At 70.8% G+C, this 13817-nt stretch carries 13 protein-coding genes; 5 read left to right on the top strand and 8 right to left on the bottom strand.

Annotated elements, in window-relative coordinates:
• Positions 1-39: 39 nt before the first annotated feature.
• From QM779_RS01965 to QM779_RS01930, 8 genes are all read right to left on the bottom strand, one after another.
• On the bottom strand, positions 40-1308 hold the full coding sequence (locus QM779_RS01965) for a SpoIID/LytB domain-containing protein (RefSeq protein WP_428530809.1): 1269 nt from the start codon (positions 1306-1308) through the stop codon (positions 40-42).
• Between the two features lie 40 nt (positions 1309-1348).
• Positions 1349-3286, bottom strand: coding sequence for a TIGR03960 family B12-binding radical SAM protein (locus tag QM779_RS01960; protein WP_428533027.1), 1938 nt, complete (start codon positions 3284-3286; stop codon positions 1349-1351).
• Positions 3287-3340: 54 nt separating this feature from the next.
• The gene (locus QM779_RS01955) at positions 3341-4084 is read right to left on the bottom strand and encodes a DNA alkylation repair protein (RefSeq protein ID WP_428530806.1); all 744 of its coding nucleotides are present in this window, start codon (positions 4082-4084) and stop codon (positions 3341-3343) included.
• Positions 4085-4091: 7 nt separating this feature from the next.
• Positions 4092-4772, bottom strand: coding sequence for a uridine kinase (locus QM779_RS01950; protein ID WP_428530803.1), 681 nt, complete (start codon positions 4770-4772; stop codon positions 4092-4094).
• A gap of 67 nt (positions 4773-4839) precedes the next feature.
• Positions 4840-6003 carry a lysostaphin resistance A-like protein gene (locus QM779_RS01945; protein ID WP_428530800.1) on the bottom strand — a complete coding sequence of 388 codons (1164 nt, stop codon included), beginning with the start codon at positions 6001-6003 and terminating at the stop codon, positions 4840-4842.
• Positions 5982-6398, bottom strand: coding sequence for a nucleoside-diphosphate kinase (gene ndk, locus QM779_RS01940; protein WP_428530797.1), 417 nt, complete (start codon positions 6396-6398; stop codon positions 5982-5984). Before ndk ends, QM779_RS01945 begins: the two co-directional genes overlap by 22 nt.
• Before the next feature lie 400 nt (positions 6399-6798).
• A complete protein-coding gene (locus QM779_RS01935) occupies positions 6799-7152 on the bottom strand; it encodes a DUF4233 domain-containing protein (protein ID WP_428530794.1) in 354 nt (117 codons plus the stop codon).
• A complete protein-coding gene (locus QM779_RS01930; RefSeq protein WP_428530791.1) occupies positions 7149-8483 on the bottom strand; it encodes a bifunctional folylpolyglutamate synthase/dihydrofolate synthase in 1335 nt (444 codons plus the stop codon). The genes QM779_RS01935 and QM779_RS01930 overlap by 4 nt, the downstream gene beginning before the upstream one ends.
• A gap of 69 nt (positions 8484-8552) precedes the next feature.
• Here QM779_RS01930 and QM779_RS01925 point away from each other — a divergent pair, with 69 nt between their 5' ends.
• From QM779_RS01925 to QM779_RS01905, 5 genes are all read left to right on the top strand, one after another.
• Positions 8553-9089: a DoxX family protein gene (locus QM779_RS01925; protein ID WP_428530788.1), complete on the top strand. Its 537-nt coding sequence runs from the start codon at positions 8553-8555 to the stop codon at positions 9087-9089.
• Positions 9086-9862: a thioredoxin domain-containing protein gene (locus QM779_RS01920; RefSeq protein ID WP_428530785.1), complete on the top strand. Its 777-nt coding sequence runs from the start codon at positions 9086-9088 to the stop codon at positions 9860-9862. The genes QM779_RS01925 and QM779_RS01920 overlap by 4 nt, the downstream gene beginning before the upstream one ends.
• A gap of 35 nt (positions 9863-9897) precedes the next feature.
• On the top strand, positions 9898-10665 hold the full coding sequence (locus QM779_RS01915; protein WP_428530782.1) for a DsbA family protein: 768 nt from the start codon (positions 9898-9900) through the stop codon (positions 10663-10665).
• A 72-nt stretch (positions 10666-10737) separates the two neighbouring features.
• Complete coding sequence (gene valS, locus QM779_RS01910) at positions 10738-13338, top strand: valine--tRNA ligase (RefSeq protein WP_428530780.1); 2601 nt, start codon at positions 10738-10740, stop codon at positions 13336-13338.
• Positions 13338-13811: a septum formation family protein gene (locus QM779_RS01905; protein ID WP_428530777.1), complete on the top strand. Its 474-nt coding sequence runs from the start codon at positions 13338-13340 to the stop codon at positions 13809-13811. The genes valS and QM779_RS01905 overlap by 1 nt, the downstream gene beginning before the upstream one ends.
• The last annotated feature ends 6 nt before the right edge of the window (positions 13812-13817 follow it).

The raw sequence follows: 13817 nt of genomic DNA, 5'->3' as shown, positions 1-13817 counted from the left end.
CGCTAACGAACCGGCCCCCTTCCCGGGAGACCGGCGTCGCTACTTCGCGGTGATCGAGGTCAGCCAGGGGGCGGGGACGCCGAGCGCGCTCGTCCACGCGGCCGACGTCTTCGTCAGCGTCTTCGTGGCGCCACTCGCCGTCGTCGCGGTCAGCGACTCGACCAGACCGCCCTCGTAGGTCGTCAGGATCTGGATCGAGACCACCTTCTCCACGCCGAAGAGCTTCGCCACCTTTGCCTGGCTCAGCGTCCGCTTCCAGCTGCGGTAGGGGTTCGCGGGGGCCTGCGCGGAGTACGGGTCGACGACACCGGACAGGTAGCTGATCGACGCGGTGCCGAACACGTCTGCGTTCGATCCGGTGCCCGCCCCCGACGCCCAGCCGGTGGACGCGAAGTACGGCGTCTCCGCGATCTCGCCCGGGCTGCCCGCCGGACGGACCACGTCGACAGTGGTGCCGTGGACGGTCGCGTCCACGGCGTCGAGCCACGGCTGGTTCGCCTTCTTGCCCGCCTTCTTCCAGCCGGTGTAGTTCTGGCTGCGCTGGTCGTCGTAGACGTGGCAGTCGCAGGCCGCCCTGCCCGCGTCCGCGGGCTGCTCGGACGGGTCGAGGTGGGAGAGGATCTGCGTGATCACCCAGCTGCGGGCGACGATCGCCTGCGCCTGGAGCGCTGCCGCACCACCGGCGGTCCCCCAGGACGCGGGCATCTCGTCCAGCCCGTAGAGGTAGTCGGTGTTCATCGCGACCTGGTTCACCACGTTCAGGCGCTTGCCGATCACCGTCGCCTGGAGGGTGCCCGCGTGGTAGCTGCCCTGCGCCCCGGACAGGGTGGCGACCCCGGACGTCGCGATCACCAGCCGGGCCGCCTTGACGGTCTTCTTCCCGATCGTGGCCGCGACCTTGGAGCCGGAGACCTTGAGCGTGGCCTTGCCCGCCGTGAAGCTGCCGACCGCCGTTCCGGAGCCGTCGGTGAGGGTGAACCGTCCGCTCACCGTGAGGGTCGCCTTCTTGCGGTCGTCCGGGGTGGGCCCCAGCACCTGCACCTTGATCGTGCGCGGGTTGTTGGTGGCCGTCGCCACCGCAGCGCCCGGGTAGTAGAAGGAGATGATGTCGGACGCGCTGTCACCGGCGCGGGAGAGCTGGTAGGCGCCGTACTGCGACATCCCGACGCCGTGGCCTGCACCCGAGCCGCGGACCACGAACGAGCCCGGCACCTTCGTCGCGGCGACCGCGGACGGCGCGGGCGCGGCCAGCAGGACGCCCAGCGCCACAGCCACGGCCCCGGCGACGACCCTGCTCACGATGCCCACTCACCCAGAGTGCCACGTCCCGCGTGGTCGCGGGCGCCGGTCAGCCGACCTTGCGGGGCACCACCGTCAGCGGGAGCAGCGAGCGGCCGGTGGGGCCGATCTGGATCTCGGTGCCGAACTCGGGGCAGACCCCGCAGTCGTAGCAGCCCGACCAGCGGCAGTCCTCCACCTCCGCGCCGAGGACGGCGTCCTGGTAGTCCTGCCACAGCCAGTCCCGGTCGAGGCCGGCGTCGAGGTGGTCCCACGGCAGGATCTCGCCCTGCGGGCGCTCCCGGGTGGTGAACCACCAGATGTCCACCCCGAACGGGGCGAGCGCCCGCTCGGCCGCCGCGCTCCAGCGGTCGTAGGAGAAGTGCTCGCTCCACCCGTCGAGGACGCCGCCGTCCCGCCAGACCTCCTCGATGACCCGGCCCACGCGGCGGTCGCCGCGGCTGAGCAGGCCCTCGACCAGGCCGGGCTTGCCGTCGTGGTAGCGCATGCCGATCGCCCTGCCGTAGCGGCGGTCGTTGCGGATCTTCTCCTTCAGCAACCGCAACCGGTTGTCGATCGTCTCCGGGTCGGCCTGCGCCACCCACTGGAACGGCGTGTGCGGCTTGGGGACGAACCCGCCGATGCTGATCGTGCAGCGGATGTCGCGGGTGCCGGCGGCCCTGCGTCCGGCCTCGATCACGTGGGCGGCCATGTCGGCGATGCCCAGCACGTCCTCGTCGGTCTCGGTCGGCAGGCCGCACATGAAGTAGAGCTTCACCTGCCGCCAGCCCTGGCTGAACGCCGCGGTGATCGTGTTGATCAGGTCGTCCTCGCTGACCATCTTGTTGATCACCTTGCGCATCCGCTCCGACCCGCCCTCCGGGGCGAACGTGAGGCCCGAGCGGCGACCGTTGCGGCTCAGCTCGTTGGCGAGGTCGATGTTGAACGCGTCCACCCGCGTGCTGGGCAGCGACAGCGAGACGAAGCTGCCCTCGTAGCGATCGGCGAGTTGCTTGGTGACCGGACCGATCTCGGAGTGGTCGGCGCTGGAGAGGCTGAGCAGGCCGACCTCGTCGAGGCCGGTCGCGGCGATGCCGCCCTCGACCATCTTCCCGATCGTCTCGATGTTCCGTTCCCGCACCGGACGCGTGATCATGCCGGCCTGGCAGAACCGGCACCCGCGCGTGCAGCCGCGGAAGATCTCCACCGAGTAGCGCTCGTGGACGGTCTCGGCCAGCGGCACGATCGGACGGGCCGGGTACGGCCACTCGTCCAGCTCCATCAGCGTGTGCTTGGCCACCTTCGCCGGCACGCCCGGCGTGTTGGCCACGACGGACGCGATCGCTCCGTCTTCGCCGTAGGTGACGTCGTAGAGGGACGGGACGTAGGCGACTCCGGACGCGGCCAGCCGCAGCAGCAGCCCGCGCCGGCCGCCGGGCCGTCCGGACGCCTTCCACTCGCGCACGATCTCGGAGACGATGAGCGCCGCCTCCTCGCCGTCGCCGAGCACCGCCGCGTCGATGAAATCGGCGATCGGCTCGGGGTTGAACGCCGCGTGGCCGCCCGCGACCACGATCGGCTCGTCCTCGCCCCTGTCGACGGCGTGCAGCGCCATGCCGGCGAGGTCGACGGCCTCCAGCAGGTTGGTGTAGCCCAGCTCGGTGGAGAAGCTCACCCCGAGCACGTCGAAGGCCCGCACCGGCAGGTGGCTTTCCAGCGTGAACTGCGGGAGGCCGTTCGCGCGCATGAGCTTGGCGAGGTCCGGCCAGATCGAGAACGTGCGCTCGGCCAGCATCCAGTCGCGCTCGTTGAGCAGTTCGTAGAGGATCGCCAGGCCCTGGTTCGGCTGGCCGACCTCGTACGCGTCCGGGTACATCAGCGCCCAGCGCACCTCGACGTCGGCGAAGTCCTTGCTGAAGGAGTTCACCTCGCCACCGGTGTACTGCACGGGCTTACTGACCTGGGCGAGCAGGGGCTCCAGGCGCGGGTAGAGCGATTCGATCGTCATCGTCATGATCTGACAAGCCTAATCAATGCCCCCGGCGGCGCCGAACCCGCAGGACTACGCACTTGCCCGCCGCTGCGCGACCCTGCGCAGCACGGGGTCGCTGCGCAGTTCGCGCAGGGCGTCGCGGGCGATCCAGCGGGCTGCGGCGGAGTCGGGATGGGCGGCGAGGATGCGCTCGGCGGACGCGAGAGCGGCCGTGTGGCACGCGGGAGACCGCTTGCCGACCTGGCGCAGCGTCCAGTTCACCGCCTTCTTCACGTACGGGCGCCCGTCGGTGGCCTCTCGCTCCACCGGGACGAGGAAGTCGAGGATCGCCCGGTCGTCCGCCTTCTTGTCGTGGACGGCGAGGGCGCACGCGACGACGAAGCCGGCCCGCTTGACGAAGAGCTCCTCCGCGACCGTCCAGTCGGCGACCAGTTCGTAGGCGAAGCCGGTGGCCGCGAACAACGAGCAGAGTTGGTCGCACACGTCCCAGGAGTCGAGGTCGGACGCCCAGGCGTCGGCCTGGCCGCGGGTCACCAGCGCAGGGACCTCGATCAGTCCGGCGAGGATGCGCGCCTCGTGGACGCCCGAGTCCCACAGCCGGGCGGCGACGGAGTGCGCGGCTGCGGGCTCGTCCCGGCGCAGCGGACGCTGCTCCTTCGCGATCTCCCGCAGCACGGCCACCGGCACGCCGAGGGTGCCCTCGGGGTTGATCCCGTACCGGGCCATGCCCGCCACGTTCGCGGGATTGCGCAAAGCCTCCAGCCGGGCGATCAGGGACGCAGCGAGCGCCGCCGGATCCGGCGAGCCCCCCACCGAGGACTCAGTCGATGACGGGCGAGTGCGGGGCGACGTTCTCCACGACGATGTCCGCCCTGGTCGCGGGGTCGCACTTCTGCAGGTAGATCAGCTGGCCCTGGTAGTAGCGCGCGTTGCGCGGGTCCTCCGGGTCGTCGACGATCTTGCCCTGCCGCTCGGCCATGCGGTGGAAGGACTCCTCGAAAGGCACCTCGAGCCACACCGAGAAGTCCCAGACCTTCTTCTTGCGGCTGGCACACAGCTCGTCGCGGTGGATGAACATCCCGTCGATCACCACCACGGCGTCGTCCGGCGCGATCCGCCACGGCGAGCGCACCTCCGACTCCGAGTCGAGGTCGTAGGCGGCCGTCCGGTACCGGCCCGAACCGCCGTGCCCGAGGGGCTCCAGCACCTCGGCGGTGAACCGCTCGTAGTCGTAGCTGTCCTCGAAGTACCCCTTGGCGGACGCCCTGCCCTGCGCGTACCGCTTCGACTGCGGGTTGAGGTAGTGGTCCATCGAGATCCGGATCACCTCGGCCCCGGACTCGCGCAGGAGGTCGGCGAGTTCGTCGGCGAAGGTGGTCTTGCCGGCGCCGTCGACGCCGTCCACCCCGATGAGGATGCGCCCCGATCGCGGCCGCACCTGCGCCCGCAACCACTTCAGGGCCGTGCCCGCATCGAGCCTGTTCATCACGTCGTTGGTCATCTCACGCCCTTGTCAAGCGATCGTGTCGAAGACTTCCACCATACCTCGCGTCGGGAAGGAAGGATCCTCACCGCGGCGTGGCGGGCGCGGCCATCGCTGCCGGGGCTGCGGGGGCCGCCTTCCGCTGGAGCTTCAGCTTCCGTGCCTGCCACAGCATCAGGCCGGCCACCAGCAACACCGCGGCCATCTGCCACAGCGTCTCGGGGCCGGCTGTCCCTGCCTCCCGGTTGAAGAGCCCGCTGATGTCGGTGAACGGCATGAACGCCTCGCTGATCATGTTGTTGCACACGTGCAGGGCGATCGAGGCCTCGAGCCCGCCCGTCCGCCAGACCAGCACGGAGCTGGTCACGGCGAACAGCAGGTAGAAGGCGTTCAGCCAGGGGTCGCCCGCGCCGTGCAGCAGCATGAAGACCACGGACGTCACGGCGGTCGCGACCGCCAGCCCCGCCCTCCGCCAGCTGAACCAGGACCCGATGCAGCGGGCGCCGAGACCCCGCAGGGAGTACTCCTCCCCCGCGCACTGGAACGGCGTGGTGAGCAGGATCGTGAGGATCAGGAACAGCGAGTCGGGGTTCCACGCCAGGTCGCCGACGCCACCGCTGAGCGCAACCTGGATGCCGGTGGAGATCCCCAGCACGAGGAAGGCGATCAGCGCGAAGCGTCCGAACAGCCGCCATCGGAAGCCGCCCGCGATCGAGGAGAGCCACTTCGGACGCTGCCCGAACACCGCCCAGCCCGACAGCAGCGCGAGCGGCACCCAGACGGCGATGCCGAGGTTGTTCGCCAGGAAGAGCATGGGCGTCGTCGTGATGTTGCCCGAGGCCATGTCGTTGAGGTCGATGCGGCCGTTCGCGACGTCGATCAGGATCAGCATCGAGAACAGGGTGGTCGCGATCAGCGCGGACGCGGCGAACAGGGCGAGTGCCGCCAGGGGCTTCCACCAGCGGAAGCGGGGCGTCCGGTAGAACTCGTGGTACTCCCGCGGCACGGTCGGCAGCGCGGACGGCTTGGGCGGCGGGCCCGCTTGCCAGGGACCGGGGGCATAGCCGTAGGGGTACGGGACGGGGCCCTGCGGCCCGGCGGGGTACGGGACCTGCTGCTGCGGGAACGGCTGCTGCGGGAACGGTGCGGCGGGCGCGGGCCAACCCGGGTAGCCGGCGCCGGGCGCGCCAGCGGGCTGGGGCGGGACGGGCGTGCCGTGCGGGTCGTTCAGGCCAGGTTCGGGAACCACAGCGCGATCTCCCTCGCCGCGGACTCCTCCGAGTCCGACGCGTGCACGAGGTTCTCCCGGTTTGAGACCGAGTAGTCGCCCCGGATCGTTCCTGGCGTGGCCACCGCGGAGTTGGTCGCACCGTTCATCTGGCGCACGACCTCGATCACGGTCGGGCCCTCCAGGACCAGGGCGACCAGCGGTCCGCTGGTGAAGAAGTCCCGCAGGCCCGGGTACCAGGGCTGCTCGACGTGGTCGGCGTAGTGGCGGTCGGCCATCGCTGCGTCCGCGTGGCGCAGGTCCATCGCGACGATGGCGAGCCCCTTCGCCTCGTAGCGGGCGAGGACGGCACCGGCGAGGCCGCGGCGCACGGCGTCCGGCTTGAGCAGGACGAGCGTCCGCTGCAGATCGGTCATGGCTCGCACCCTACCGTCCGCCACCACCAAGGAAGCCCGGGCGCGACCAGCGCCGACCTGCGAGGGAAAAGCCCACCCCTGTCATCCCGGCGAAAGCCGGGATCTCACACCCGCGGGAAAGCAAGATCCCGGATCAAGTCCGGGATGACACAGACGGCAGCACTGTCATCCCGGCGAAAGCCGGGATCCCACCCCCGCGGAAAAGCGAGATCCCGGCACCCCCCTTGTCATCCCGGCGAAAGCCGGGATCTCACCACCGCGGAAAAGCGAGATCCCGGATCAAGTCGGATGACAGGGACGGCGCCCCGACCCCAACCTGTCATCCCGGCGAAAGCCGGGATCTCACCACCGCGGGAAAGCGAGATCCCGGAACACGTCCGGGATGACCAGCCCCCGAGCCTCAGGCGGGCGGGCCGGCGGGGGGCGTGGTCTCGATGCGGCGGCCGAGGACGAAGCAGACCACCCACAGCAGCGCGAACATGCCGCCGACGGCGAACATCATCGGGGTGGCGAGGCCCAGGGCGATCGCGACCACCTGGGTGAGCCAGCCGAGCGGGTAGCCCGCGGGCGTGCGCAGCATCGCGGCCGCCAGCAGGGCCAGCACGGCCGCGCCGGCGCCGAGCAGGAACGCCGTGGTCACCGGGACGTCCGAGACCTGGATCATGCCGGCGATCGCCAGCCCGAAGACGATCGCCTCGAACGCGAGGATGCTGAGCATCACCCGCCCCATCGGGTTGGACGTCTCCAGCTTCACGACTCCTCCGCGTCCCGCACGAGCAGGGCCCGTGCCTCGCCGGCGGCGTACACCGAGCCGGCGACCAGCACGCCGGCGCCCGGTCCGGCCTCGTCGGCCAGCCGGACGGCCTCATCGATCGCCTCGGCCATGGACGCCGCGACCACGACCCGGTCGGCACCGAACACCTCCGCCGCGCGTTCGGCCAGCCCGGACGCGGGCAGCGCCCTGCTGGTCGAGCCGATCGTGGTGCAGACAACCGTCGTCATCGCCTCGGCGAAGATCGACAGCACGCCGGCCACGTCCTTGTCGGCCATCATTGCCACCACCCCGATCAGCGGGGTGAAGTCGAACGCCTCGGTGATGCCGTCGATCGTCGCGCGGGCGCCGTGCGGGTTGTGGCAGGTGTCCAGCACGACCGTCGGCGACCGCCGGACGACCTCCAGCCGCCCCGGCGCCTTCACCTGCTCCAGCCCCTCGGCGATCACCTCCGCCGGCAGCGGCTTGCCACCGAGGAAGGCCTCCGCCGCGGCCACGGCCAGCGCGGCGTTGTGCGCCATGTGCGCACCGAACAGCGGCAGCGCCAGGTCGCCGAGCGGCCCCTCGGCCGTCTCCAGGCGAAGGATCTGCCCGCCGACGGCCGGTGTCCGGTCGATCAGGCCGAACTCCATGCCCTCGCGGATCACTTCGGCGCCGACCTCCGCGCACCGGGCCAGCAGGACGCGGGCCGCGTCCGGCTGCTGCGCAGCGAGCACCGCCTTCGATCCGGCCTTGATGATGCCCGCCTTCTCCGCGGCGATCTCCGCCACGGTGTTGCCGAGCAGGTGGGTGTGGTCGAGGTCGATCGGGCAGACCACGGCCACGTCCGCGGCCACGATGTTCGTGGCGTCCCAGCGTCCGCCCAGCCCCACCTCCACGACGGCGACGTCGACCGGGGCGTCCGCGAAGGCCGCGTACGCCAGGGCCGTCATCACCTCGAAGAACGTCATCCGGACGCCGTCGATCAGCTGGTCGTCGACGAGTTCGACCAGCGGGGCGACCTGCTCGACCAGCTCGTCGAAGCGGTCGGCGGGGATCGGTTCGCCGTCGATGCTGATCCGCTCGGTGAGGTCGACCAGGTGCGGGCTCGCGTACCGGCCCACCCGCAGACCCAGCGAGCGCAGCAGCGAGTCGATCATCAGGGCGGTGCTGCCCTTGCCGTTGGTTCCGGCGATCAGGATGACCGGGCACGACTGCTCGGGGGAGCCGAGCAGGTCGCAGAGCGCCTGCACGCGCGCCTGGCTGGGCGCCACCCTGTGCTCGGGCCACCGGGCCTGCAGTTCCGCGACGATCTGTGCATGGGTTCGGCTCATGGTGCGCCCAGCCTAACGGCACACTCCCCGACCATCGGGTCCACAGGGAGCGCTCGGTATACTGACGCGGTGTCCGACTCCGCCGCCGCGCCGTTCCGGCGTCCCTGGCCGGAGTGGGTGACGCTCGCCACCCGCCTCATCCTCGGCGGTGTGCTGCTCGTCGCCGGCCTTCTGAAGGTGACCCGGCTGGAGGCGTCCGTCCAGTCGGTGCGGCTGTACCAGCTCCTCCCGTGGGAGGTGACCGCGGCGGTCGGGTCGGCCCTGCCGATCATTGAGATCGCCACCGGCCTGCTGTTGATCACCGGCACGTTCACCCGGGTATCGGCCGTGATCGGGTCGCTGCTGATGGTCGCGTTCATCATCGGCATCGCCTCGGTGTGGGCACGCGGCATCTCGATCGACTGCGGCTGCTTCGGCGGCGGCGGGGAGATCGACGCGGCCCAGACCCAGTACCCGCTCGAGATCGCCCGCGACGCGGGCCTCCTGCTCGCCGGGGCGTGGACGGCCTGGCGACCGAGGTCGCCGTGGGCGGTCGACAACTGGTTGTTCGGCACGGCCGACGACCCCCTCACCATCGAAGAAGACGACAAGGAGCCCACCAGATGAGCCAGAACAACCGCGAACGGCTGCGCCAGGCCCAGGCCGCGGCGGCCAAGCAGCAGCGGCTGACCAGGATCATCGGTGTCGGCGCCGCCGTCCTCGCCCTGGTGATCGTGGGCGTGATCGTCGGCGTGGTCGTCCAGCAGCGCAACAACACCGCCGCGTCGGTCGCGGCCGCCATCACGCCGCCCAACGCCACGTCCGACGGCAAGGCGATCGTGCAGAACCCCGGCAAGGCCAAGGACGGCGCCCCCGTCGTCGAGCTGTTCTTCGACTACCAGTGCCCGGTCTGCAAGCAGTTCGAGAGCGCGTACGGCGCGGCCCTGACCAGCCTCGCCGCCTCGGGCGACATCGAGCTGCACTACCGCAACATGACCTTCCTCGACCAGAACCTGAACAACGACGCCTCGACCAGGGCCGGCATCGCCGCGGCCTGCGCGGACGTGGTCGGGAAGTACTCCGCCTACCACGACGCGATCTACGAGAACCAACCCACGACCGAGGGCGCCGGGTACACCGACGCCGTGCTCCGCGAGACGATCCCCACCACGGTCGGGATCACGGGCGCCGACCTCACCACCTTCCAGTCCTGCTACGACAACCAGTCGACCAAGGCGTTCGTGAACGGGACCAACGAGAAGGGCCAGCAGGACATGCTGGCGATCAACAAGCAGGTGTCGACCCCCACCGTCCACGTGAACGGCAAGGACCTGGCCATCAACACGATCGCCGGTGTCTCGCCCGACCAGCTCGGTGACCTGATCACCAAGAACGCCTGACCCGCGGGAGCGGACAGTCCGGCTAGGCTCGGCGCATGCCCGGAGAGAGCCAGCGCCAGCGGATGCGCGAGGCGCAGCTGGCCAACCAGCGCGCGGCGCGGCTGCGTCGGATCATCATCGCCGGATCGCTGGTGCTGGCCGCCGTCCTGATCGCGGTGATGGCGGTCGTATTCGTCCAGCAGTCGCAGCGCACGACCGCGGACGCGACGGCGTCCGCCACGGCCGGCCTCCCCTACCCGCCGAACGCGACCGACGCCCGCGACGGGATCGTGGTGAGCGCCAACCAGGGCACGCCCGTGGTCGGCCTCTACTTCGACTACCAGTGCAAGGGCTGCTACCAGTTCGACTCCAGTTTCGGCGCGGCCCTGAACATCCTCGGCCAGACCAAGGCCATCACCCTCGTCTACCACACCCGGGTCTTCCTCGACCAGGGCAACGCGGACGGGCTGTCGCACAAGGCCGCCCTCGCCGCGGCCTGCGCGGACGTGGTCGGCTACTACGAGGCGTACCACGAGGCGATCTGGGAGGCGGCGGCGGACGGCCCCTACACCGACCAGCTGTTCCTGCAGACCATCCCCGACAAGGTGGGGATCGCCAGCGCCGACCTGACCGCGTTCCGGTCCTGCTACAGCAACGGGAACCTGAAGGCGTTCGTGCAGGGCGTGGAGGACGCGGCGATGAAGGCCGGCCTGACCGAGACCCCGATGCTCACCGTCAACGGCAAGGCGATCCCGAACAGCGAGTTCACCGGCATGAGCGGCGACGACCTGAAGCAGATCATCGAGAAGGCCGCCAAGGGCTGAGCCCGGCTCGGCCCCGCGCCGCAGGGGGTGGCGGATTCTGCGTGCGCGGGCACGCTCAATAAGATGCATCCCATGACCGAGCAGCCCCAGACCGTCACGCCCGCACCGTCCCCGGCCGCGGGCGGCGTACCGGAGCGCCCGGTGCTGGAGGGCCTCGAGGCCAAGTGGTCGGCGATCTGGCGCGACCAGGCCACGTACGCGTTCGTGCGTCCGGCGTCCCGCGAGCAGGTGTTCAGCATCGACACCCCGCCGCCGACCGTGTCCGGGTCGCTGCACGTGGGCCACGTGTTCAGCTACACCCACACCGACCTGGTCGCCCGCTACCAGCGGATGCGCGGCAAGCAGGTGTTCTACCCGATGGGCTGGGACGACAACGGCCTGCCCACCGAGCGTCGCGTCCAGAACTTCTACGGCGTGCGCTGCGATCCGTCCCTGCCCTACGACCCGGACTTCACGCCGCCGGAGAACCCTGACCCCAAGCGGCAGCTTCCGATCAGCAGGCGCAACTTCGTCGAGCTGTGCCACGAGCTGACCGAGGTCGACGAGCAGGCGTTCGAGAACCTGTGGCGGACGCTGGGCCTGAGCGTGGACTGGACGGCGCTGTACACGACGATCTCCGACGAGGCGCAGCGGGTCGCCCAGCGCGCGTTCCTGCGCAACCTCGGCCGCGGCGAGGCCTACCTCTCCGAGGCGCCGACGCTGTGGGACATCACGTTCCAGACCGCCGTGGCGCAGGCGGAGCTGGAGGCACGCGACTACCCGGGCGCGTACCACCGGGTCGCGTTCCACCGCCCCGACGGCGAGCCGATCCACATCGAGACGACCCGTCCCGAGCTGATCCCCGCCGTGTGCGCGCTGATCGCCCACCCCGACGACGCGCGCTACGCGCACCTGTTCGGCACCACCGTGACCTCGCCCGTGTTCGGCGTGGAGATCCCGGTGCTCGCCCACCCTGCGGCCGAACCCGACAAGGGCGCCGGCATCGCGATGTGCTGCACCTTCGGCGACCTCACCGACGTGCAGTGGTGGCGGGAGCTGCGGCTGCCCACCCGCACGGTGATCGGACGCGACGGCCGCCTCCACGCGGAGACGCCGGAGTGGCTGGTGAACCCCGGCCCCTACGCGGAGCTGGCCGGAAAGACCACGTTCAGCGCCCGCGAGGCGATGGTCGCGCTGCTGCGCGCGTCCGGCGACCTCGACGGCGAGCCGAAGCCCACCCAGCGGATGGCGAACTTCTACGAGAAGGGCGACAAGCCGCTGGAGATCGTCTCCACCCGGCAGTGGTACATCCGCAACGGGGGCCGCGACGAGGACCTCAAGCAGGCGCTACTGGCCCGCGGCGAGGAGCTCGTCTGGGTGCCCGACCACATGCGGCACCGCTACGCCAACTGGGTGAACGGCCTGAACGGCGACTGGCTGATCAGCAGGCAGCGGTTCTTCGGCGTGCCCTTCCCGGTCTGGTACCCGCTGGGCGCCGAGGGCGAGCCCGACTACGCGCACCCGATCCTGCCCGGCGAGGACGAGCTGCCGATCGACCCGTCCAGCCAGTGCCCACCCGGCTACACCGAGGCGCAGCGCGGCGTTGCCGGCGGTTTCACCGGCGACCCCGACGTGATGGACACCTGGGCCACGTCCTCGCTGACCCCGCAGCTCGCGTGCGGGTGGGAGCGGGACGAGGAGCTGTGGCGGCTCACCTTCCCGATGGACATGGCGCCGCAGGCCCACGACATCATCCGCACCTGGCTGTTCTCGCGGGTGGTGCGCTCGCACTTCGAGCACGACTGCCTGCCGTGGCGACTGGCCGCCATCTCCGGCTTCGTCGTCGACCCCGACCGCAAGAAGATGAGCAAGTCCAAGGGCAACGTGGTGGTCCCGACCGACATCCTGGACAGGTTCGGCTCGGACGCGGTCCGCTGGCGCGCGGCGATGGCGCGCCCCGGCATGGACTCCCCCTTCGACGAGACGCAGATGAAGGTGGGCCGCCGGCTGGCGATGAAGGTGCTGAACGCCAGCAAGTTCATCCTCGGCATCGCCGCGGACACCCCGCCGCGTGTCCTGCCGACCGAGCCGGTCGACCTCGCGATGCTCGCCGCCCTGTCCGAGGTGGTCGCGCAGGCGACGGCTGCGTTCGACGCCTACGACTACTCCAGCGCACTCGAGGTCGCGGAGAAGTTCTTCTGGCAGTTCTGCGATGACTACCTCGAACTGGTCAAGGAGCGTGCCTACGGCACCGACGTGGATGGTGAGGACGCCGAGACGGCCCGCGACTCGGCGCGGGCCGCGCTCCGCGACGCCCTCAGCGTGCTGCTGCGGCTGTTCGCGCCGTTCCTCCCGTTCGTGACCGAGGAGGTGTGGTCCTGGTGGCGCAAGGGTTCGGTGCACCACGCGAGCTGGCCCACGCCGGGCGAGCTCAGCGTCGGCGGCAACCCCGCGCTGCTGGACGACCTGGCCGCGTCCCTGATCGGGATCCGCGGCGCCAAGTCCCAGGCGAAGGTCTCGATGAAGACGCCCGTCACCAAGGCCGTCTTCACCGGCCCCGAGGAGGTGCTCGCCCGGCTGTTCGCCGCGGAGGACGACCTGCGCGGGGTGGGCCGGATCACCAGCCCGATCGAGTGGGTGTCCGGTGCGGCGCCGCTGGAGGTGTCGATCGAGCTCGCCCCCGCCGAGGCGTGATGGGCTCCGTCCGCGTCGGCGTGGTCGCCGCGGCACTGGCCGTGGTGGCCCTCGGCGGCTGCGCGTCCACGCCGGGCGCCCGGGACAGCGCGGGACAGGTCACCGCGCCGACGACGACCGACACCTACTCAGTGCGGGTCGGGGACTGCCTGGCCAAGCTCCCCACGGAGAGCACCGACGCGCTGAACCTGCTCCCCTGCGGCGAGGCGCACTACTGGGAGGCGTTCGCGTCCGTGACCCTGACCGGTGATGCCTACCCGGGCGACTCGGTGGTACGCACCGAGGCGGAGAAGGCGTGCGACGCCGCGTTCACCGGCTTCGTCGGCGTCACGGCCGCCAAGTCGAAGCTGGACCTGACCATGCTCACGCCCACGAAGGAGACGTGGACGCAGGCCTCCGACCGCGAGGTCGTCTGCCTGGTCGGCAGTGCCGCCGGGGGCGTCACCGGCACGCTGAAGGACTCCGCCCGGTAGCGGAGT

Origin of the sequence: Propionicimonas sp., assembly GCF_049840635.1 — a bacterium.
GTDB lineage: Bacteria > Actinomycetota > Actinomycetes > Propionibacteriales > Propionibacteriaceae > Propionicimonas.
This window is presented reverse-complemented; position numbering and strand designations above follow the sequence as displayed.